Source organism: Nisaea sp. (genome assembly GCF_965216895.1).
GTDB lineage: Bacteria > Pseudomonadota > Alphaproteobacteria > Thalassobaculales > Thalassobaculaceae > Nisaea.
This window is the reverse complement of sequence record NZ_OZ244205.1, coordinates 1,486,118-1,507,058: the sequence shown is the minus strand read 5'-3', so window position 1 is coordinate 1,507,058 and position 20,941 is coordinate 1,486,118. Positions and strand designations below refer to the sequence as shown.

Below are 20,941 nucleotides of genomic sequence, written 5' to 3'. Positions count from 1 at the left end.
CGACTTGTTTGGGCTTGTTCAAGAATCGGTGCGCCGGCCGCGGCAACCGTGCCCTCTTCCTTCCTATTGCTCCAGTTCGGCAAGGATTTCCGCCTTGTGTGCGACGAATTCCGGGCTGGTGCGGACCCGCTCCCGGCGATCGGTGGAGAGGTCGATGCGGAAACTGGCGCGCAGCCGGCCGGGCCGCCCGCTCATCACCAGGACCCGGTCGGCGAGAAACACTGCTTCCTCGATGTCGTGGGTCACCAGGAGCGCGGTGATGCCGCGATCGCCGATGATCCCGGCGAGCCAGGCCTGCATCTGGGCGCGGGTCTGCTGATCGAGCGCGCCGAACGGTTCGTCGAGCAGCAGCAACTCGGGGCCTCCGGCGAGCGCGCGCGCAAGCGCGGCGCGCTGCTGCATGCCGCCGGAAAGCGCGTTCGGATAGAAATCCTCGAAACCTTCGAGACCGACCGCGGCGATCAGCTCTGCGGTCAGGTCCCGTCTTGCCCCGACGCCAAGAGAGCGGAACCTGCTGCCGAACGCGACATTGCCCGCAACGTCGAGCCAGGGGAAAAGTGCGGGCTGCTGGAACACCATGCCGCGGCGCGGGCTCGGCCCGTCAATTCGCTCGCCGGCGAACCGGATCGTGCCTTCGTCCAAGTCGAGCAACCCTGCCGCGAGGCGGAGCACGGTGGATTTGCCGCAGCCGGACGGACCGACGATGGCAACGAACTCGCCCTTTTCGAGGACGAAGCCGATTGGCCCCACGGCGTGAACCGTTTTCAGAGCAGTGCCGCCGGAGAAGCTGTGCCGCACGTTTTCGAGAGAGAGTTTTGCCAAGGCGCCGGTCCGTTGCTCGGAGTCTGGGAAGCAGGATGAATCCGATTCGAAAAAGGAAATTAATTCACGGGTGAAATTATCGTCTGAATGAGCGAATTCACACAGACCGCATTTCAAAAAGGTATAGTACTTCGTATCATTGGTTGAACATTCGGCATTCCCCGCCGGAGGAGCAAAAGGCCATGTTTAACTCGATCCTTCGTGCCATCGGCCTGTCTCCAAAAGGAGAGAGGCGGCAGTTCGAGCGCTACCCGGTTGCCACGCCGCTCGAGGTGACCGTGGACGGTGTCGCCCATCGATGCATCGTAGACAATGTCTCGGTCGGCGGGCTGCGTCTCGAGCCGCCGGTGGCGGCGAAACCCGGCAGCAACCTGACGATCCTGCATCCGGCCTCGGGCCTGCACCTGGAGGGCAAGCTGATCGGCAATGACGAACATGGAGCGCGGGTCAGTTTCAACTCGGCCGAAGCCGGAGCGGTGGTCTCGGTCTGGGTCCGCATGATGCACGAGCAGGAGAGCGCGCGCACGGGGACGGTCTGACGGGCGTGCGATCCCGTCCGGGCGGGGCAAAGCGGCGCCACGCGCATCCTCTTGATCTTCTACACGCGCCTCGGAGATGCGGTGCTTTCGAGCGGTCTTCTGGACGCGCAGCACAAGCGTTATCCGCAGGCCCGATTACGATCGCCTGCTGTCCTGTGGCGGCACCGGCCCCGCGCGCCTGGTTTTCAGGCCCGGGCGGAGGCCCTACTCGCCGGAAAGCCGTGAGCGAACCGTATCGGCGACCGCGTTGATCGTGATTTCTCCCATGCGGTCATTGCCGTAGCGCACGATACCGGGCGGCATGATAATGTCGATGCGCGGATCTTCGGCGAGGGGAACCGAACCGCCGAACAGGCCGACCGACGGCGTTCCGACGGCGGCGGCGATGTTGAGCATCCCCGTATCGTTGCCGATGGCGATGTCGGAGATCGCGGCGAAGGCCGCTGCCTGCATGAGCGGGCGAGCGACGACGGGACGGATCCAGTCGGGATCGGAAAACCGCGAGGCGAGACGCGCCACCATATCCGCCTCGGCCTCCCCGCCAATCAGGAGAATCGTTCCGCCGCTCTCCCGGTGTAGCCGTTCGGCCAGCGCCCCGAAATTGTCCACGCCCCACTGCTTGAAACTCTCGCTGGCGCCAAGGACCAGCGAGATCCAGGGACGGGGCAGCGCATCGAGGTGCGCACGGGCGGCATCGACCAGACTTGCTTCGATCGTGAGATTCGGCGCCGCCTCGATCTTCGGGACCGAGTGATTGAGCAGCAGTCGGTTTGCCTTTTCGATCGCGCTTAGCTTCTTCGCCTCGCGCGGCAGCGCATGTTGTGTCGTCAGGAACGCGTCTTGCCAGCCGATCCCGAAGCCGATCCGCTCGCCAATCCCGGCGCGCCATGCGGCGAGGCCGTAGCGCGCGGAAGTGTGCAGGATCCAGACCGTATCGAATCCGTACGGGCGCAGTGCATTGCCGAGCGCAAGACCGCCAAGCGGCCCGTGATGGCGTTTTTCATCCAGCCAGAGGACCTCGCGGACGTAGTCCGAGGCTTCGAACAGGGCATCCGCCTGCGAGCGCTGCTTGGTGAGCAGCGTAACGGTTTTCTGCTTGGTCTGGGCGGCGATGCTCTTCAGATGCGGCAGGTGCCAGATCACGTCGCCAATTCCAGGGAGCGGCTGGATGACCAGGGTGCCGCCGATTTTGTACGGGTTGCTTCCGGCAATCGTCGCGTTCACTCTTCGGCTCCCGTCTCTTCGGTTCCGCGCTGCGCTTGCGGTCGGGCACGGGCTACACCACAATGCGCCGCATTGTCACAAGCTTTTCCGAATACTCGATGATCCGTCTTTACCAGACCATGGCAGGGGCGCGCCACGGCGGCGCCGAAGCATTTTTCGAACGTCTGGTCACGGCGATGGCCAAGCCGGCCTGGAACGAGAAGGTCGCGCAGCGCGTTGCGGTCCGCAGGGACGGCAGGCGCGCCGGGTTGCTCCGTGCGGGTGGTGTCGACTTCGCGGAGTTCGGCTTTGGCGGCGCCCTCGATTTTCTGACTCCTTGGCAGCTCAAGAGCGATATCCGGGCGTTCGAGCCGGAAGTGGTTCTTGCCTGGATGAATCGGGCGGCTTCGAAGACGCCGCCGGGAGATTATCTCCGGGTCGGGCGGATCGGCGGTTATTACGACGCGAAATACTATCGTGGTTTCGATCACCTGATCTGCAATGCGCCGGGCCTTGTTGACCATATGACGGCGCAGGGCTGGCCGATGGAGCGCATCCACTATCTGCCCAATTTCGTTGATGCGGCGCCGGGCACGCCGCTCGACCGTAAGGTTTTCGGGACCCCGGACGGCGCGCCTCTGCTGCTGGCGCTCGGCCGCTTGCACCGGAACAAGGCCTATGACGTTCTGCTCCGGGCTCTTGTGAAAGCGCCCGACGCTTATCTCTGGATCGCGGGCGAAGGACCTGAGGGGGACGCGCTCAGGCAGCTTGCCGACGACCTGGGAATCGCCCGGCGGGTCCGCTTCCTCGGGTGGCGGGATGACAGCGCGAATCTGCTCGCGAGCGCGGATATTCTGGTCTGCCCCAGCCGGGTCGAAGGGCTTGGCAATGTGGTGATCGAGGGCTGGGCCCATGGTCTGCCGGTCGTCGCCGCGAAAAGCGAAGGGCCGGTACATCTCATCCGTAACGAGGAAACGGGGCTGCTGGCCGAGGTCGAGGATGCCGACGGATTCGCAGCCCGTCTCAGCGCGGTTATTTCCGATGCCGCCCTTGCCAAGTCCCTGGCCGATGCCGGGCGCGCCGAATTCGAAGCCCGTTTCAGCGAGGATACCGTTGTGCGGCACTACCTCGAATTTCTCGGGGCATTGGCAAAGTAGGACCGGGGACTACCGATCCTTTCAGGTGAACTTGCGGAAGAGTTTCGTCTGGTCGAAGAGCTGTTCCAGAGCTCTCATCCGGTCACGCGTCTCTTCCCAGCGTTCCGTCTGCACCGCCGCGATCAGCGCCTCGATGATGAACAGGATGACGGCGGAGCTGTCCCAGGCCGACGGCGCCTCGATCCGGGCACGGAAGCTGTGGCTCGCGTGCTTGGCCGCGGGTGAGCCCCACTGGTCGGTGAAAAGCACAAGGCGCGCCCCGCGTTCCTTCGCCATCTCCGCAAGCCGCTGGGTATCGTGCTCGTACCGCCGGATGTCGAAGGCGACCAGCACGTCGCCTTCCTTCATGTTCAGCACATAGTGTGGCCAGGTGTTCGAATTCGGCGAGATCAGCGTCACCCCATCTCGGATGACCTGCATGTGGGTGAAGAAATAATCCGCCATCGAGCGGCTGATACGGCCGCCGACAACATAGATGTTGCGCTCCGGATCGTTCAGCAGGTCCACGACCGCGTTGAAATCCTCCAGGTCGAGCTGCTGCAGGGTTTGCCGGAGATTGTCCGTCACCGCGTCGGCGAAGCGGTTGAGGATATGGGTGTCAGGTGCATTGGCGGCCCAGCTGTCATGCTTTGAAATCGGATTGGAGAGAGTGGCCTCCAGTTCCGACCGGAGCGCGGCCTGCATCTCGGGAAAGCCGCCGAAACCGAGCTTGCGCGCCATGCGGGCCGCCGTCGGCGTCGAGACCTCGGCGGTTTCGGCCAGGGTCGTGATCGTGCCGAGTCCGGATACCGGGTAATTCTCGAGGATGACATTGGTGAGCTGGCGTTCCGCCCGGGTCAGCGACTCGAATCGACGCCTGATGCGCTCCGCCACCGTTCCGGTCAGCGTCTCTGACAATTCAACCTCCCGCGCGCGCCATGCCGTTTTGAAAATAATGCGACAATCTCGGATTTATAGAAGAGGATTTTTCAGGAATATTCTTGACTGCCTGATCAAAGTTGAAAAGATGGTCGCAACGTCAGGGGAGAGGGCGAGTGGCACTGTCGGCACAGCCGATCGCGGGAGCGTCCGCGTGGGGCAATCCGGTGAGCGTTACGAACGGGGACGGCTCCGGGGCCGCGATCGTCGTCTGCGAACATGCTTCCAATCACATTCCGGCAGATCTGCGGGGGCTTGGCTGCGACGAGGCCGTCCGGCAGAGCCATGTGGCCTGGGATCCGGGGGCATTGCCCGTCGCCTCGATCATGGCCTCGATGCTTGACGCGCCGCTCGTGGCGGCAACGATCTCTCGCCTGGTCTATGACTGCAACCGACCGCCCGAGGCGGAGAGCGCGATGCCGGCGGTGAGCGAGATTTACGACGTTCCGGGCAATGCCGGTCTGACGGAGACGCAGCGTGCCGAGCGCGCCGAGCGAATTTACTTCCCGTTCCGTGACGCCCTGAAAAGCGTCATCGATGGTCGTCTCGCAGGCGGACGGCGTCCGGCGATCGTGACCGTGCATTCCTTCACGCCCTCATACAGGGGAATCGAACGGCCGTTCGACCTCGGCATTCTCCACGATGCGGACACTCGTCTTGCGGACACGATGCTGGATCAACCGGAATCCCTCGCCGGGCTGGACGTGCGCCGGAACGAGCCCTATGGGCCGGATGACGGTGTGACCCACACGCTGAAGGTCCATGCGCTGCCGCACGGTCTGCTCAACGTCATGATCGAAATCCGCAACGACATCATCCGTGCGGCGGCGCAGCAGCGCGCCATGGCGGAGCGGCTGTCGGGCGTGGTCGCACGGGCGCTGGAGCTCTGCGCGGCCTCGGACCGGACCCGCGTTGTTGGTCAGAAATAAGAGGCCGGGGATGCCAAAAGCGATACGGCTCTATGTCGCCTATGTCGAGAAGATGAACCGCTTCATCGGGCGGTTTGCGATGTACCTGATCTTCGGGATGCTCGGCGTGCTGCTCTATTCGTCCTTTTCGAAGGTGGCTTTCCTGCCGGCGCTCTGGACGCTCGAGACGGCGCAGTTCCTGATGGTGGCTTACTATTTGCTGGGCGGCGGCTATTCGATGCAACTCGGCGATCACGTGCGCATGGATCTGCTCTATACGACGTGGAAGCCGCGCACACGCTCGCTGGTCGACTCGATCACCGTCCTGTTCCTGATCTTCTATCTCTGCCTGCTGCTCTATGGCGGCTATTCCTCGACCTCCTATGCGATCGAGTACGGCGAGAAGAGCTACTCGGCCTGGGCGCCCTACATGTGGCCGGTGAAGGTGGTCATGACCTTTGGCGTCTTTCTGATGCTGCTGCAGGCGTTCGCCACTCTCTTCAAGGACATAGCCGCCGCGCGCGGGGAGGAACTCTGATGAGTTACGAACTGATCGCGCTGCTGATGTTCGCCTCGATGATGCTGCTGCTCATGACGGGTCAGCGGGTCTTCGGGGCCATCGGTTTCGTCGCTTCGGCCGCCGCGCTGCTGATGTGGGGCGACGGCGGCTCGGAAATGGCCTTCAGCGCCGCCATGAAACTGATGAAATGGTATCCGCTGCTGACCCTGCCGCTCTTCGTCTACATGGGATACATGCTGTCGGAATCGAAGATCGCCGACGACCTTTACCGCATGTTCCATGTCTGGATGGGACCGCTGAACGGCGGCCTTGCGATCGGCACCATCCTGCTCATGGTCGCGGTCTCCGCCATGAATGGCCTCTCGGTCGCCGGCATGGCGATCGGCGCCAGCATCGCCCTGCCGGAACTGCTGCGCCGCGGTTACGACAAGATCATGGTGACCGGTGTCATACAGGCCGGCAGTTCGCTCGGTATTCTCGTCCCGCCGAGCGTCGTGCTCGTGCTCTACGGTATGATCGCGCGTCAGCCGGTGAGCCAGCTCTGGCTCGCGGGTGCCATCCCCGGGCTGATGATGGCGGGCATGTTCATCGCCTATATCGTCATCCGATGCTGGCTGCAGCCCAACCTCGGGCCGTCCCTTTCCCGGGAAGAACGCGAGGAGATCACGTGGGCGGAAAAGCTGCGCCTGCTGCGTGCCGGCATCCTTCCGCTCTTCATCTTTTTCTCCATGACGGGGCTGTTCCTGATGGGGGTCACCTCGCTGGTGGAGAGTGCCGCCGTCGGCGCCACCGCGGCGACGCTCGCCGCCATTGTAAAGCGCCGACTGACCGGCGAGGTTATGGAAGAGGTGCTGCGCAAGACCCTCGGCATTTCCTGCATGTTCATGTGGATCATCCTCGCCGCGCTCTGCTTCGGCGCCGTCTTCGACGGACTCGGCGCGGTTCGGGCGATCGAGAGCTTCTTCGTGGACCGGCTCGGCCTTGGTCCTTGGGAGATCCTGATCCTGATGCAGCTCTCTTTCATCCTGATGGGCATGTTTCTGGACGACACGGCGATGCTGGTCATCGTCGCGCCGCTCTACGTACCGCTGGTCAAGATGCTGGGCTTCGATCTGGTCTGGTACGGCGTGCTCTACACGATCACCTGCCAGATCGCCTATATGACGCCGCCTTTCGGTTACAATCTCTTCCTGATGCGCGCCATGGCGCCGCCGGAGGTCACGCTGTCGGACATTTATCGGTCCATCGGCCCCTTCGTGCTGGTCATGACACTGGCGCTCATTCTGGTCATGATCTTCCCCGATATCGCGATGTGGCTACCCAACCAATTCTATGGAAGGTAGCCGGAGCGCGATGGGACCGAGCAGAAGACGAAACGGGGAAGGGGAGGCGCGAAGCGCCACTACGGAGTGAGGTGGTCTGGGAGGCCGCTTCATTATTGGGGCAACGGGTCTGCGGACCCATCACCGAACAGGGAGACAGGTAATATGACGAACAGACGTGATTTTCTGAAGACGGCCGCCGCCGCTACGACGGCGGGCGTTGCCGGAGCCGCCACGCTTGCCGCGCCGGCCGTGAAGGCTCAGAGCCCGATCAAATGGCGCCTGCAGACCTATGCCGGCCCGGCCCTTGCCGAGCACGTGATCAAGCCGTCGATCGACGCCTTCAACAAGGTCGCGAACGGCGAGATGGAGATCGAGCTCTACTTCGCCGACCAGCTGGTCCCGACCGGCGAGCTGTTCCGCGCCATGCAGCGCGGCACCATCGATGCCGTGCAGAGCGACGACGATTCCATCGCCGCGCCGGTCGATATCTCGGTCTTCGGCGGCTATTTCCCGTTCGCCACGCGCTACAGCCTCGACGTGCCGGTTCTGTTCAACCAGTACGGCCTGAAGGAGATCTGGGAAGAGGCCTATGGCGAGGTCGAGGGCGTGACCTGGCTCAGCGCCGGCGCCTGGGATCCGTGCCATTTCGCCACCGTCGACCCGATCCGCTCGCTCGACGACCTGAAGGGCAAACGGGTCTTCACCTTCCCGACCGCGGGCAAGTTCCTCTCCCGCTTCGGCGTCGTTCCGGTGACCCTGCCGTGGGAAGACATCGAGGTGGCGGTGCAGACCGGTGAGCTCGACGGCATCGCCTGGTCCGGCATCACCGAGGATTACACCGTCGGCTGGGCGGACGTGACCAACTACTTCCTCACCAACAACATCTCCGGCGCCTGGTGCGGTTCCTATTTCGCCAATTCCGAGCGCTGGGAAGAACTGCCGGAGCATCTGAAGGAACTCTTCAAGCTCTGCATGGACAGCTCGCACTATTACCGCCAGCACTGGTACTGGGGCGGTGAGGCGAAGCTGCGCGTCGACGGCACCAAGATGGAACTGACCACCATCCCCGATGCGGAATGGGCGAAGGTCGAGGCCGAGGCCGAGAAGTTCTGGGACGAAATCGCCGCCCAGACGCCGCGGACCAAGAAGGTCATCGACATTTTCAAGAAGTATGCGGCGGATATGAAGAAGGCGGGCAAGCCGTACCGCTATAGCTAAGACCTGATCCCTGGATATCAGGGGACACCGGTCCGGCCGCCTTTCCCTCAACCGGTAAGGCGGCCGGACATTGTTTCGGGCCGTTGCCCGATCCGTATTGCAGATGGAAGAGCGTCATGGCAGGCAAACTGACCCTTGAAGAGCTGCGCGCCGCAACCGCGGCCGGCGAAATCGACACCGTGCTGGCCGTCCAGGTCGATATGCAGGGCCGGCTGATGGGGAAACGGTTTCACGCCGAGTTTTTCTGCGAGAGCGCCTTCGAGGAAACCCATTCCTGCAACTATTTGCAGGCGACCGACATGGAGATGCAGACGGTCGAGGGCTATAAGTCGACGAGCTGGGAAGCCGGCTACGGCGACTACACGATGAAGCCGGATCTCTCGACGCTGCGCCGCATTCCGTGGCTTGAAGGCACCGCGCTGGTGTTCTGCGACCTGCTGGATCATCACACTCATGCCGAGGTCGCGCACTCTCCGCGCGCCGTTCTCAAGAAGCAGGTGGCGCGGCTCGAAGCGATGGGCATGAAGGCCTTCATGGCTTCCGAGCTCGAGTTCTTTCTCTTCAGGCAGAGCTTCGAGGAGGCGCATGCGCAGGGCTACCGCGGTCTCGAGGTGATCAGCCCCTATAACGAGGACTACCACATCTTCCAGACGACCAAGGAAGAGGGAGTGATGCGGGCGATCCGCAACGGCCTGCATGGCGCGGACGTGCCGGTGGAGAACTCCAAGGGCGAGGCCGATGCGGGCCAGGAAGAGATCAATGTGCGCTATGCCGAGGCGCTGACCATGGCCGACAGGCATGCGCTGATCAAGAACGGCTGCAAGGAGATCGCCTGGACGAAGGGGCATGCGATCAGCTTCCTGGCGAAATGGTCCTACGACCATGCGGGCAATTCGTCGCACATCCACCAGTCGCTCTGGTCGCTAGACGGCAATCCGGTTTTCGCCGATCCCGACGGGCAATACGGCATGTCCGAGACGATGCGCCACTATCTCGCCGGCCTGCTCGCCCATGCCGAGGAGATCACCTATTTCCTCGCCCCCTATATCAATTCCTACAAACGCTTCGTTGCCGGCACTTTCGCCCCGACCAAGGCGGTCTGGTCGATGGACAACCGCACGGCCGGCTTCCGCGTCGTCGGCGAGGGAACCAAGGCGGTGCGGGTCGAATGCCGGATCGGCGGCTCGGACCTCAACCCATACCTTGCCATGGCGGCTCTGATCGCCGCCGGGATCGACGGCATCGAGAACAAGATGATGCTGGAGGAGGAGTTCAAGGGCGACGCCTATGGCGGCTCCGGGATCCGGGAGATCCCGGCGACCCTGCGCGACGCCACGGTCGCTCTCGACCGGTCGTCCATGCTGCGCGCCGCCTTCGGCGACGACGTGATCGACCATTATGTGCATGCGGCCCGCTGGGAGCAGGCCGAATACGACCGTCGGGTGACCGACTGGGAAGTGAATCGCGGGTTTGAAAGGGCCTGACATTGAAATGAGCAAGATGCTGCAATGTATTTCGCCGATCGACGGCTCGGTCTTCGCCGAGCGGCCGGTACTCGGTCTCGACAAGGCGCGGGAAATCCTCGCTGCAGCGCGGGAGGCCCAGCGCAGCTGGGTGGTGCGGCCGCTCTCGGAGCGGGTCGCGCTGGTGCGTGACGGCGTCGCCCGCCTTGGCGAGATGCAGGCCGAGATGGTCCCGGAGCTGGCGCACATGATGGGCCGCCCGGTGCGCTATGGCGGCGAGTTCGGCGGTACCGAAGAGCGCGCCTCCTACATGGCGGACATCGCCGAGACCGCGCTGGCGCCGATCGTGGTCGAGGACTCGGATAAATTCGAGCGCCGCATCTTGCGAGAGCCGCACGGCCTCGTCTTCGTGATCGCGCCCTGGAACTATCCCTACATGACGGCGATCAACACGGTCGCGCCGGCGCTGATCGCCGGCAACGCTGTGGCGCTGAAACATGCGACGCAGACGCTGCTGGTGGGCGAGCGCATGGTCCGTGCTTTCGAGGAGGCGGGGCTGCCGAAGGGCCTGTTCGTCAATCTCTTCCTCGATCACGGCACGACCGAGGCGCTGATCTCGTCCAAGAGCTTCGACTTCGTCAACTTCACCGGCTCTGTCGGTGGCGGTCGGGCGATCGAACGGGCGGCGGCGGGAACCTTCACCGGGCTCGGCCTCGAACTCGGCGGCAAGGACCCGGGCTACGTGATGGAGGATGCGGACGTGCAGGCGGCGGCGGACACGCTGATCGACGGCGCCATGTTCAATTCCGGCCAGTGCTGTTGCGGCATCGAGCGGATCTATGTGCACGAGAGCCTTTACGATGCCTTCGTCGAGAAGGCGGTGGCGATCGTCTCCGGCTACAAGCTCGGCAATCCGCTGGAGGAGGCGACGACGCTCGGTCCGATGGCGCACAAGCGCTTCGCGGCGGTCGTTCGCGAGCAGACTGCGGATGCCATCGCGAAGGGCGCGAAGCCGCTGGTCGATCCGGCGCTCTTCCCGGAAGATGACGGCGGAGCCTACCTGATGCCGCAGATCCTGGTCGACGTCACTCACGAGATGACGGTGATGCGCGAGGAGAGCTTCGGCCCCGTCGTCGGCATCATGAAGGTCTCCGGCGACGAGGAGGCCATCCGGCTGATGAACGACAGCGATTACGGCCTGACCGCCTCGCTCTGGACCGGGGACTCCGAACGGGCCGCCGCCATCGGCGCCAGGATCGAGACCGGCACCGTCTTCATGAACCGCGCCGACTATCTCGATCCCGGGCTCTGCTGGACCGGCTGCAAGGAGACAGGCCGCGGCGGCGCCCTTTCCGTGATCGGGTTCCAGAACCTGACCCGCCCTAAATCCTATCATCTGAAGAAAGCCTGACGGCCATGTCTATCAAAGCCAACTGGAGCTACCCGACCGCGATCCGCTTTGGTGCCGGTCGCATTGCCGAGATCGGCGAGGCCTGCGCCGCCGCCGGCATCAGGCGTCCTCTGCTGGTCACCGACAAGGGCCTCGCCAGCCTGCCGATAACGGCGCAGACGCTGGATCTGATGGAGGCGGCCGGGCTCGGCCGCGCCATCTTTTCCGAGGTCGACCCGAACCCGAACGAGAAGAACCTCGAAGCCGGCATCATGGCCTTCAAGGCGGGCAAGCACGACGGCGTCGTCGCCTTCGGCGGCGGCTCCGGTCTCGATCTCGGCAAGATGGTCGCCTTCATGGCGGGCCAGACCCGACCGGTCTGGGATTTCGAGGATATCGGCGACTGGTGGACCCGGGCCGATGCGGACGCGATTTATCCGAACATCGCAGTGCCGACCACGGCGGGCACCGGCTCCGAGGTCGGCCGCGCCAGCGTGCTGACCAATTCCGAGACCCACGTGAAGAAGATCATCTTCCATCCGAAGGTGCTGCCGAGCGTGGTGATCTGCGATCCGGAACTGACCGTCGGCATGCCGAAGCCGATCACGGCGGGCACCGGCATGGACGCCTTCGCGCATTGCCTCGAAGCGTTCTGCAGCCCGCACTACCACCCGATGAGCCAGGGCATCGCGCTCGAGGGCCTCAGGCTGGTGAAGGACTATCTGCCGCGCGCCTATGCGGACGGCAGCGACATCGAGGCCCGCGCCCACATGATGAGTGCCGCCGCGATGGGCGCGACCGCGTTCCAGAAGGGCCTCGGCGCGATCCACGCGCTCTCGCACCCGCTCGGCGCGGTCTACAACACCCATCACGGCACCACCAACGCGGTGGTCATGCCCCCGGTGCTGCAGTTCAACCGCCCGGCCATCGAGGACAGGCTCGCCCGGGCGGGCGCCTATCTCGACATCTCCGGCGGCTTCGACGGCTTCTACGACTATGTCCTGGAACTCCGCGAGCAGCTCTCGATCCCGGACAAGATGTCGGCCCTCGGCGTCGGCACCGACAGGATCGGCGAACTCGCCGCCATGGCGATCGAGGATCCGAGCTGCGGCGGCAATCCGGTGGAGCTCACGGTGGAGAACCTGACCGAACTGTTCAAGCAGTCGATCTGACGACTTCCTCCCGCGTAAGCCTGGGGCGGACCTTCGGGCCCGCCCCTTTCTTTATGGGCGGTGATGCAATATCCGTCCGATGAAGTTCAGCAGCAGCTGCGCGGCCAGCGTGGTCGTGCTGCCCGAATGGTCGTAGTCCGGTGCAACTTCCACGAGATCGACGCCGACCACGCTGCCCCGTTTCGTCAGTCCGTCCAGCAGTTCCAGCCCTTCGTAGTAGGTGAAGCCGCCATGGCTCGGGGTGCCGGTGCCGGGGGCGATGGAGGGGTCGAAGCCGTCGATATCGATGGTGACGTAGTAGCGCTTGCCCGCCGGGATGCGCTTCAGCACCGCCTCGACGCCGAGCTTGCGGAACTGGCGGACCGAGAGGATGTCGGAGCCCATCGAACGCGCCGCCTCGTAGCCCTCCCGCGCCGTCGAGGAGACGTTGCGGATGCCGATCTGCGTCAGGCCGGTCACATAGTCTTTTTCCGCAGCGCGGCGCATCGGGTTGCCGTGGCCGGTGCGGACGCCGTGGCGCTCGTCGACGAAATCGAGATGGGCGTCGATCTGCACCAGATGCACCGGCTCCTCGTCGGAGAAGGCGTTGATGCAGGGAATGTTCACCGAGTGATCGCCGCCGAGCACGACCGGGATCGCGCCTGCCTTGAGGATCTTGCGCACCCCGAACTCGATATTGTCGTGGCTCCGCGCCGTGTCGGTATGGACGATGTCCGCGTCGCCGAGATCGACGATCCGCGTCGTCTCCGCCGGCAGGTAGGTGATGTCTTCCTCGTGGTCGTAGGCGCCGCCATGACCGAAGGAGAAGAGGGTGGAGGCCTCCCGGATGCCGCGCGGGCCGAAGCGGGCGCCGGCGCGGAACTGGGTGCCGAAATCGAACGGTGCGCCGAGTAACGCGACATCGGCCTCGATCGCGTCCCAGTCCGGCTGGTAGGGATACTTTCCGAAGGTGGAGATGCCGACAAAGGGCAGGTTGAGGCGACCCGTTTCGTATCCGTGCGCTGACATGACGTGATCCCGGCGGTTTGGAGGCTGTAGAGCGTAAGTCCATTGCAGGCCATTCTGCCGGGCGGCGCAATGCTGTTCCCGGCGCTGCCATGACGCGCCGCTCCGGTGCCTGCGGTTGGCGGAGCTGCGCCGGACAAGGGGCATAAGGGAGGTGAGCCGGGTCTTGGCCGTCCGTCGGAGGGTTTCAGCCGCCACAGGAAGACGCAGCAAGAGGGCACGGACATTGCGGAATATTGAAGCGGACTTGGGGACGTCAGATCTTCACCCGGTCCGCTTTTCAATTGCCAAGTACGGGCAATAACGTCACATTCTGAACGACTTGGACAAATACTGGAGCCATATGTGGCGGTCCGAACGCTCATCCTGCTGGCATTTCTCTTGATCACGGCCTGTGCCGAGTTGCCTGCGCAGCTGGGGCAGAAGGCCGACGCAGAGCCGCCTCGGCCGCCAGAGCCGCGCTATTGCTACAAGACTCTCGGAAAGGTCAGTTGCTACGCGCAGCCTCTCGACGGCAGGGAAGCCAACCGGCTTGTCGGCTACGAGGGCCCGTCCCCCAGACCGAACGCCGGCACCGGCCCTCTCTCGCCCTGACAAGGGCTTTCAGTTCATTGATTTGACGGAAAAAATTTCCTTGAAACGGGTACTCCCGCCCCTCCTCGCAGCGTTCACGCTCATGCTCGCCGGTCCCGCTCCCGCCTCCGCCACGGACGGGCAGCGGCAGACCTATGGCGAGGCCATGGACTGGTACCGTGCCCAGGCTGAAGCCGGCGATGCCAAAGCGCAGTTCTATTACGGCCTGGCGCTGGAACGCGGCGCGCAGGGTCATCAGGGCGAAACCGACAGGGCGCGGGCGGTCGAACTCTACAAGAAGGCCGCAGAAGGCGGATTCGCGCTCGCCCAGTACCGGCTCGGGGTGCTCTACCAGATCGGGCAGGGTGTCCCGAAAGATCTTGCGGAAGCCAGGAAATGGTTCGGTGCGGCGTCTGACGCCGGTCTTCGCGAAGCGGAATTCAACTACGCGATCATGCTGGAAACCGGAACCGGCGGGGATCGGGACCCGGAGGAAGCGGCAAGGCTCTACGAGATCGCGGCCGGCAAGGGCGTGCGCCAGGCTTTCCTGCCGCTCGGTATTCTTTATGCCCGCGGAGAAGGTGTCGAGCGCGACCTGATCGAAGCCCTGAAATGGCTTATTCTGGCGGAGAAAGCCGATGCGGACGGGGTCCGGCAGGCGATGAATACGGTGCGCGCGGCACTCGATGACAAGGATCAGGCCGAGGCGGCGCTGCGCGCCGACCGCTGGCGCATGACCCTGCCCGAATAGGGCCGATCGTCACGCGCCACGCTTTCATTGGATTTCCCGGCGCCACCGATTACCTTGGGCTGAACCCCGCACTGCAAGGATCAGGGAAATGCCGAACTTATTGCGTGCCACTCTGGTCGTGCTCGCTATCGTGCTGCTTCCCGTTAGTGGCCAAGCGCATCACAAGCCAGGTCATCTGACCCTAACGGACCTGACTGTCGGGTCCGGCGCGGTAGCGGCCGAAAATGCCTCGGTGACGGTGCATTATACCGGCTGGCTGATGGACGGGACCAAGTTCGATTCCAGCCTCGATCGCAACGCACCCTTTACCTTCACGCTCGGCGCGGGACGCGTGATCAGCGGCTGGGAAAAGGGAGTCGAGGGAATGAAGGTCGGCGGCAAGCGCCAGCTGATCATTCCCGCCGACATGGGATATGGCAGGAGAGGCGCCGGCGGGGGCGTCATTCCGCCGAATGCGACGCTCAAATTCGAGATCGAACTGATCTCGGTGGCGGCGCCGAAATTCAAGACTATCGGGAATGCCGACCTGAAGGCGCTGATCGAACGCGGGGTTACCGTCATCGATATCCGGCGGCCGGACGAGTGGGCTCGGACCGGTACGATACCGGGCGCGGAGAAGCTGACCGCATTCGACGGACGCGGCCAGTTCGTTGCGAGCTTCCCCGAGGAGGTCGACAAGCTGGTTGCCCGCGACCAGGAGGTCGTCCTGATCTGCCGTACCGGAAACCGCTCCCTCGCGCTTGCGCGTGCGATGGCCGACCAGGCCGGCTATACCCGGGTGTACAATCATGAAACCGGAATTGTCGGCTGGACCAAGGACGGCAATCCGGTCGAGAAGTAGGACGAACCGGTGACGGCAAGAGAACCTGGGGGCCCGCGCTACGCGCCCTATGCCAACGGCAGGTTCGCGCTCGCGATGGGGCTGGTCGCGCTCGATCCGAAGGACTGGATCGACGCGGATGACCGCCGGGCGGCGGAACTGCAGGAGAAGGAGCGTCTGCTCGCCGCGAACCGCAAGGCGGTGTTCGACGATCTTCCGGGCAGCGAAGCGGCGCAGCGCGAAGTACTCGTGATCCTGCTGGAAAACCTGGAACGGCATCATCCCGGCCTCGTCGGAGTCGAGGACGGCACCGTCACCGTTCGCGAGACCGGGAAGAGCTATGGCCTGGCCGATTTCTCCGACCACGCCCTCGATCTCGCCGGACGGCTGGTGCAGGAAGACTTCTGCCTGATGCGGCCCGGCGAGGAGGGCTATGTCCTGCATGCCGCCTCGCTCTGTTTTCCGGCCCGCTGGAAGCTCGCCGAAAAGCTGGGGCAGCCGATGATGCGGATTCATGAACGCGTCTCCGGTTATGCCGAGAGACTCGGGCGTCCGGTCGACCGTTTCTTCGAACATCTGAGGGCCGACAAGCCGGTACAGCGGCTCAACTGGTCGCTGGTCGACGACCCGGCCCTGTTCCAGACCGGCGGCAAGTTCCGCACGGCGGAGGACGCGGGCATCACGCCTGAGAACGCCGGCGACCGTCTCTGGCTCCGGGTTGAGCGCCAGACCCTGCGGCGGCTGCCGGAATCCGGCGATATCCTCTTCACTATCCGCACTTTCGTCGATCCGCTCTCCTGCCTCGAGGCGCGCCCGGATCTGGCCGCGGCCCTGCGCGCATCGCTGGACCAGATGCCGGAGGGGATGCAACTCTACAAGAGCCTGCCGCCTTTCCGCGATGCTCTCGATCGGTATCTGGAGCGGGTGTCGTCAAGGGCGGCCTGAAGCGCGGATGATCGACCATGTCTCCATCGCTGTTTCCGACCTCGCGCGCAGCGCCGCCTTCTATGACCGGGTTCTTGCGCCGCTCGGGTTCAGACGCCTGGCGGAGCGGGAGCACACAATCGGCTTCGGCAAGAAATACCCGGAGTTCTGGCTCAATGCGCGGCCGGAAATGAATCAGGTCGGCGACCGGACCGGCGTCCATATCTGCCTGCGCGCCTCCTCGAAGGACGCGGTCGATGCCTTCCACGCCGCAGCTCTCGAGGGCGGTGGCCGCGACGACGGCGTGCCGGGCGACCGCCAGGCGACGATGACCACCTATTATGGCGCCTTCATCCGCGATCCGGACGGTAACAAGATCGAGGCGGTGACCTTCCCGCGCTAGGCGGCGCTACTCCACATGGTGGATCGGCGCACCCGGATGGAAGGCGCTGAAGGCAAAGGCAAAGGGGACGTCATAGGGAACGTCTTCGGGCTCTCTTGAAGCGCCGGTTTTCTGGACCGTGACGGTGCCGACGTCGCGCCCCTCGGAGATCGCCGACTGGTCCAGCGCCGAATTCAGCCCGGCGGTCCAGCGCAGCACGAGATCGCCCGCGGCGGCTCCGGGCACGCGAATCTCGCCCTTTGCCCGCAGTAACTCCAGGCTCCAGGCCGCGTCGACTCCCGGGACGGAAACGACCCGCATCAGCGGGCGGCCGGGGCCGGAATAGGCGCCGGCATAGAGGAAAGGCTGGGCTGAGCTGTCATATCCGACATAAGGGTTGCGGCCGTAGTCCCTGGCAAAGCGCCCGTTCGGGACAAGGACCCGCCCGCCCGGGTGGCGCTTGGCGAATTCGGCGTAGGATTCGAGGCGCGCGGGCAGGCGCGTCAGTTCCGTTCCCGCCCGGCTGCCGACGATGGCACGGCCTTCGAATTGCTGCCACCAGCTTTCCGTCGCCCTGTCATACATGACAAGGTCGGAATTGCGCAGCCGCCCCGTGGTGCCGAAAGTTGTTTCCGCACCTTCGACCCGGCGGTCGAACATGACGGCCGAGTTGCAGAGCGGGCAGAAGGTGACGGCGACCGGAACGCCGCCGACGGTGTCGTTGACGATCTCGTGCCATATCAGGATGCGCAGCGGATAGGCGCGCGCGTCGCCCGCAATTGCGACGCTCATGACCGGCTCGGTCGGCGCCGGAATCGCAGCGCCCGTCGTCCCGACCGGCTCGAAGTCCGGCGTGTCGATTGCCGGGATACCATCCTTGGGCGGACCGCCGGAAAAGATCTCGGAGAAGGGAACCAGGGATCTCTCGAAATCAGTTTCGGGCCGCGCGGCAGCCCAGAAGCCGGGGGGATCCTGGTTGAGAAATTGCTGCGCGTGGACCTGCGGGACAGTGAGCCCGGTCAAGACAAGGACGACGCCTAGCAAGCCCGGTTTGAGAGTGTTGTGGATTATTGCCTGCATGTGTCACCTCCGGCGCGGTGCTCGGGACACACATGCTAGCTGCTTCCGGCACAGAGAGCGGTCACAGCGGTACAATCCGATGTGAGCTGCGGCGTCAGACCGCGTCCCGCCGCAGCGCCATCGAGAGGCAGCGCGGGCCGCCGCCGGCCCGGGTGAACATGGAGAGGTCCGGGTCGAGCACGGTGATCCCCTCGGCGCGCAGCGCCTCGTTCACCCGTTTCGCACCCTTCGAGGAAATCACCCGGTCGTTTCCGAGCGACATGCAGTTGCAGTAGAGCTGCATCGCTTCCTTGTAGGTGACAGGAACCGGCTCGATGCCGTGGCCCTTCACCCAGGCGACGAAATCTTCCGGCAGCACGTCGAGGCACATCAGGGCGAGGCGCTCGTTCACCGTGGCGTAGAGCAGGTCGAGATGCAGGAAATGCTCGGCAAAGCGCTGCAGCCGGCATTCCCAGCCTTCCTTCTCGAGCCAGGCCTGGAGCTGCTTCGCCGCCACCTCGGTGGTGCGCTGGCCGGTATAGCCGACGATCGCGACGCCCGGCTTGATCAGGTGGATGTCGCCGCCCTCGATCGGCCCCGCCGTCGCCCAGTTCCAGACCGGGATGCCGAGCTTCTCGTAGAAGCGATAGGTCGGCGCGATCTCGCCCCGGCGCTGCTGGCGGTACATCTGGCAGAGGAAAACGCCCCAGGGGGTCATGACAGAGGGGTCGCGGGTATAGATCTGGTAGCTGAGGGCGGGATCGGTCTCGACGAAATGGCAGTTGACGCCGGCACCCTCGTAAGCGTCGACGAATTCCCGGTAGCCGGCTTCGGCTGACGTGCGGTCGAACGGGACGCCGTCGCGCAGGGTGGCGCGCACCACGGCGTTGGCGGTGGTGTCCTCCTTGGCGATGTCGGACCACTGGAAATTGTCGGGCGGACAGAGATAGACGTCACGCAGGACGCCGTATTCGGAGCCGACGGCGAAAGCGTTCGAGCCAGAGGACATTTGAATGATCCGGAGCGGTGGTCAGGTAAGGCGCGGGCAGCTTAGCCGTCCGCCTCCTTCGCCAGCAAGTCGCGCAGCTCGGTTTTCAGGATCTTTCCATAATTGTTTTTGGTCAGCGCCGTGACCACGCGGTAGGTCTTCGGCCGTTTGAATCGGGCGATATTCTCGAGGCAAAGCGCATCGAGCTCGGCCGTGTCGACGTCTTTGCCCGGATGCGGCACCACGAAGGCGACGACCTCCTCGCCCCAGTCGGCGTGGGGACGGCCTACCACGGCGCATTCGTAGACATCCGGGTGACGAAGGAGAACTTCCTCGATCTCGCGCGGATAGATGTTGGTGCCGCCGGAGATGATCATGTCCTTGGAGCGGTCTTTCAGCGTGACGTAACCGTCGAGGTCCATCGCGCCGAGATCGCCGGTCCAGAGCCAGCCTCGACGGATCGTCTTCGCGGTCGCCTCGGGATTCTGCCAATAGCCGCCCATGACGATGTCTCCCCGGCAGATGATCTCGCCGGTCTCGCCGTAGCCGACATCATTACCCTCGGCATCGACGACGCGGACCTCGACGCCGGTGCGTGCGTATCCGGCAGAGCCGAGGCGGGCGAGATAGCGCGGATGCTCCTTGTCGAGATAGGCCGATTTCGGCAGGCCGGTGATGGTCATCGGGGCCTCGCCGAGGCCGTAGATCTGTGTCAGCTTGGGGCCGAGCGTCTCCAGCGCCTTCAGCACGTCCTCCAGGTACATCGGCCCGCCGCCATAGACGATGGTCTTCAGGTTTGAGAGATCCGCTTGCCCGAGTCCCGGATGGTTGATCAGACGGCTGACCATGGTCGGGGCAAAGAAGAAGCTGGCACCCGGCCAGTGTGCGATCAGATCGAGCGCTTCCTCGACATCATAGCCGCCGCTCTCGGGCACGATGTTGTTGGCCCCGCGGGCGACATGCGGCATGGCGTAGAGGCCGGAGCCATGGCTCATCGGGGCGGCGTGGATCATGCAGTCGCCGGGATCGATCCCGTCAACGTCGGCAAGATAGTTCGTGGTGGCGAACATCAGGCTGCGATGGGTGATCATCGCGCCTTTCGGCTGGCCGGTTGTGCCCGAAGTATAGAAGAGCCAGCAGAGCGCATCGGGGTCGACGCTGGCCGGCGCGATCGGGTCGGCCTCGTAGAGCTCTTCGATATCAGCGTCGATTGTGGAGATCAGATGCTCGAGATCCGGCACCTCGGTCTTGATTTCGGCCAGGGTGCCGGCAAGGTCCGGTGTCGCGAAACAGGCGCGCGCGCCGCTGTTGTCGAGAATGTAGGCGAATTCCTTCGGATGCAGCTTGGCATTGATCGGCACCGCCGCGAGGCCGGCATGCCAGATCGCGTAGAGGATCTCCAGATAGAGCGGGTCGTTCTTCATTGCCAGCGCGACGCGGTCGCCCGGGACCAGGTCGAGTTCGGTGCGCAGCGCGCCCGCGAGTCGCCCCACCCGCTCTCCCAGCTCACGGTAGGTCCGGAAGACCGTCTTGCCGTACGAGATCGCCGGCCGGTCGCCATGAACGCGCGCTATCTGCGCCAGTATCGCGGCCTGGTTCATGAGCCATCCTCCCATTTTCGTCGATGACCGGTCGTTGATCTGCCGACGGGATCGATATCAGCGCAGTTTTCCAACGGATTCAAGAAACTGTCGTTTGCTGTGACAATGTGGCCAAAGGATGCAAAATGGCCGGGACTGCTTCGACGTATAGGTTGAACCCTGAAGACCTCTTGATCGCCCCGACGTGGAAAACGACATGCGCC

Annotated in this window: 21 protein-coding genes; 14 read left to right on the top strand and 7 right to left on the bottom strand. The window is 64.2% G+C overall.

Going from position 1 to position 20,941, the window contains the following annotated elements; genetic code table 11:
- Positions 1 to 63: 63 nt before the first annotated feature.
- Positions 64 to 822 (bottom strand): ABC transporter ATP-binding protein, encoded by a 759-nt coding sequence (locus ACOOE1_RS07290; protein ID WP_420405676.1) that lies wholly within the window; start codon positions 820 to 822, stop codon positions 64 to 66.
- A gap of 182 nt (positions 823 to 1,004) precedes the next feature.
- On the opposite strand from ACOOE1_RS07290, the gene ACOOE1_RS07285 reads away from it, so the two are divergent.
- Positions 1,005 to 1,361 carry a PilZ domain-containing protein gene (locus ACOOE1_RS07285; RefSeq protein WP_420405675.1) on the top strand — a complete coding sequence of 119 codons (357 nt, stop codon included), beginning with the start codon at positions 1,005 to 1,007 and terminating at the stop codon, positions 1,359 to 1,361.
- Between the two features lie 204 nt (positions 1,362 to 1,565).
- Here ACOOE1_RS07285 and ACOOE1_RS07280 read toward each other — a convergent pair whose 3' ends face one another.
- On the bottom strand, positions 1,566 to 2,585 hold the full coding sequence (locus tag ACOOE1_RS07280; RefSeq protein ID WP_420405674.1) for a glycosyltransferase family 9 protein: 1,020 nt from the start codon (positions 2,583 to 2,585) through the stop codon (positions 1,566 to 1,568).
- A 62-nt stretch (positions 2,586 to 2,647) separates the two neighbouring features.
- Here ACOOE1_RS07280 and ACOOE1_RS07275 point away from each other — a divergent pair, with 62 nt between their 5' ends.
- Positions 2,648 to 3,721 (top strand): glycosyltransferase, encoded by a 1,074-nt coding sequence (locus tag ACOOE1_RS07275; RefSeq protein ID WP_420405673.1) that lies wholly within the window; start codon positions 2,648 to 2,650, stop codon positions 3,719 to 3,721.
- A gap of 21 nt (positions 3,722 to 3,742) precedes the next feature.
- On the opposite strand, the gene ACOOE1_RS07270 is transcribed toward ACOOE1_RS07275, so the two are convergent.
- A complete protein-coding gene (locus ACOOE1_RS07270) occupies positions 3,743 to 4,618 on the bottom strand; it encodes a MurR/RpiR family transcriptional regulator (RefSeq protein ID WP_420405672.1) in 876 nt (291 codons plus the stop codon).
- 137 nt (positions 4,619 to 4,755) lie between these two features.
- On the opposite strand from ACOOE1_RS07270, the gene ACOOE1_RS07265 reads away from it, so the two are divergent.
- From ACOOE1_RS07265 to ACOOE1_RS07235, 7 genes are all read left to right on the top strand, one after another.
- Complete coding sequence (locus ACOOE1_RS07265) at positions 4,756 to 5,568, top strand: N-formylglutamate amidohydrolase (protein WP_420405671.1); 813 nt, start codon at positions 4,756 to 4,758, stop codon at positions 5,566 to 5,568.
- Positions 5,569 to 5,578: 10 nt separating this feature from the next.
- Positions 5,579 to 6,085, top strand: coding sequence for a TRAP transporter small permease subunit (locus ACOOE1_RS07260; protein WP_420405670.1), 507 nt, complete (start codon positions 5,579 to 5,581; stop codon positions 6,083 to 6,085).
- Positions 6,085 to 7,410 (top strand): TRAP transporter large permease, encoded by a 1,326-nt coding sequence (locus ACOOE1_RS07255; RefSeq protein WP_420405669.1) that lies wholly within the window; start codon positions 6,085 to 6,087, stop codon positions 7,408 to 7,410. The genes ACOOE1_RS07260 and ACOOE1_RS07255 overlap by 1 nt, the downstream gene beginning before the upstream one ends.
- 144 nt (positions 7,411 to 7,554) lie before the next feature.
- Positions 7,555 to 8,610: a TRAP transporter substrate-binding protein gene (locus tag ACOOE1_RS07250; protein ID WP_420405668.1), complete on the top strand. Its 1,056-nt coding sequence runs from the start codon at positions 7,555 to 7,557 to the stop codon at positions 8,608 to 8,610.
- Between the two features lie 116 nt (positions 8,611 to 8,726).
- Positions 8,727 to 10,094 (top strand): glutamine synthetase family protein, encoded by a 1,368-nt coding sequence (locus tag ACOOE1_RS07245; protein WP_420405667.1) that lies wholly within the window; start codon positions 8,727 to 8,729, stop codon positions 10,092 to 10,094.
- Positions 10,095 to 10,101: 7 nt separating this feature from the next.
- Positions 10,102 to 11,484 (top strand): aldehyde dehydrogenase family protein, encoded by a 1,383-nt coding sequence (locus ACOOE1_RS07240; RefSeq protein WP_420405666.1) that lies wholly within the window; start codon positions 10,102 to 10,104, stop codon positions 11,482 to 11,484.
- A gap of 5 nt (positions 11,485 to 11,489) precedes the next feature.
- Positions 11,490 to 12,635, top strand: coding sequence for an iron-containing alcohol dehydrogenase (locus ACOOE1_RS07235; protein WP_420405665.1), 1,146 nt, complete (start codon positions 11,490 to 11,492; stop codon positions 12,633 to 12,635).
- A 51-nt stretch (positions 12,636 to 12,686) separates the two neighbouring features.
- Here ACOOE1_RS07235 and speB read toward each other — a convergent pair whose 3' ends face one another.
- Positions 12,687 to 13,643, bottom strand: coding sequence for an agmatinase (gene speB / locus ACOOE1_RS07230; RefSeq protein ID WP_420405664.1), 957 nt, complete (start codon positions 13,641 to 13,643; stop codon positions 12,687 to 12,689).
- A gap of 342 nt (positions 13,644 to 13,985) precedes the next feature.
- Here speB and ACOOE1_RS07225 point away from each other — a divergent pair, with 342 nt between their 5' ends.
- From ACOOE1_RS07225 to ACOOE1_RS07205, 5 genes are all read left to right on the top strand, one after another.
- Positions 13,986 to 14,234: a hypothetical protein gene (locus ACOOE1_RS07225; RefSeq protein ID WP_420405663.1), complete on the top strand. Its 249-nt coding sequence runs from the start codon at positions 13,986 to 13,988 to the stop codon at positions 14,232 to 14,234.
- A gap of 40 nt (positions 14,235 to 14,274) precedes the next feature.
- Positions 14,275 to 14,964, top strand: coding sequence for a tetratricopeptide repeat protein (locus tag ACOOE1_RS07220; RefSeq protein ID WP_420405662.1), 690 nt, complete (start codon positions 14,275 to 14,277; stop codon positions 14,962 to 14,964).
- An 88-nt stretch (positions 14,965 to 15,052) separates the two neighbouring features.
- Positions 15,053 to 15,805: an FKBP-type peptidyl-prolyl cis-trans isomerase gene (locus ACOOE1_RS07215; protein WP_420405661.1), complete on the top strand. Its 753-nt coding sequence runs from the start codon at positions 15,053 to 15,055 to the stop codon at positions 15,803 to 15,805.
- A 9-nt stretch (positions 15,806 to 15,814) separates the two neighbouring features.
- Complete coding sequence (locus tag ACOOE1_RS07210) at positions 15,815 to 16,729, top strand: heme-dependent oxidative N-demethylase family protein (RefSeq protein ID WP_420405660.1); 915 nt, start codon at positions 15,815 to 15,817, stop codon at positions 16,727 to 16,729.
- A 7-nt stretch (positions 16,730 to 16,736) separates the two neighbouring features.
- A complete protein-coding gene (locus ACOOE1_RS07205) occupies positions 16,737 to 17,111 on the top strand; it encodes a VOC family protein (RefSeq protein ID WP_420405659.1) in 375 nt (124 codons plus the stop codon).
- 6 nt (positions 17,112 to 17,117) lie between these two features.
- On the opposite strand, the gene ACOOE1_RS07200 is transcribed toward ACOOE1_RS07205, so the two are convergent.
- From ACOOE1_RS07200 to ACOOE1_RS07190, 3 genes are all read right to left on the bottom strand, one after another.
- Positions 17,118 to 18,170, bottom strand: coding sequence for a DUF3179 domain-containing protein (locus ACOOE1_RS07200; RefSeq protein WP_420405658.1), 1,053 nt, complete (start codon positions 18,168 to 18,170; stop codon positions 17,118 to 17,120).
- Positions 18,171 to 18,264: 94 nt separating this feature from the next.
- Positions 18,265 to 19,158, bottom strand: coding sequence for a dimethylarginine dimethylaminohydrolase family protein (locus ACOOE1_RS07195; RefSeq protein WP_420405657.1), 894 nt, complete (start codon positions 19,156 to 19,158; stop codon positions 18,265 to 18,267).
- A 41-nt stretch (positions 19,159 to 19,199) separates the two neighbouring features.
- A complete protein-coding gene (locus tag ACOOE1_RS07190; protein ID WP_420405656.1) occupies positions 19,200 to 20,738 on the bottom strand; it encodes an acyl-CoA synthetase in 1,539 nt (512 codons plus the stop codon).
- Positions 20,739 to 20,941 lie beyond the last annotated feature (203 nt).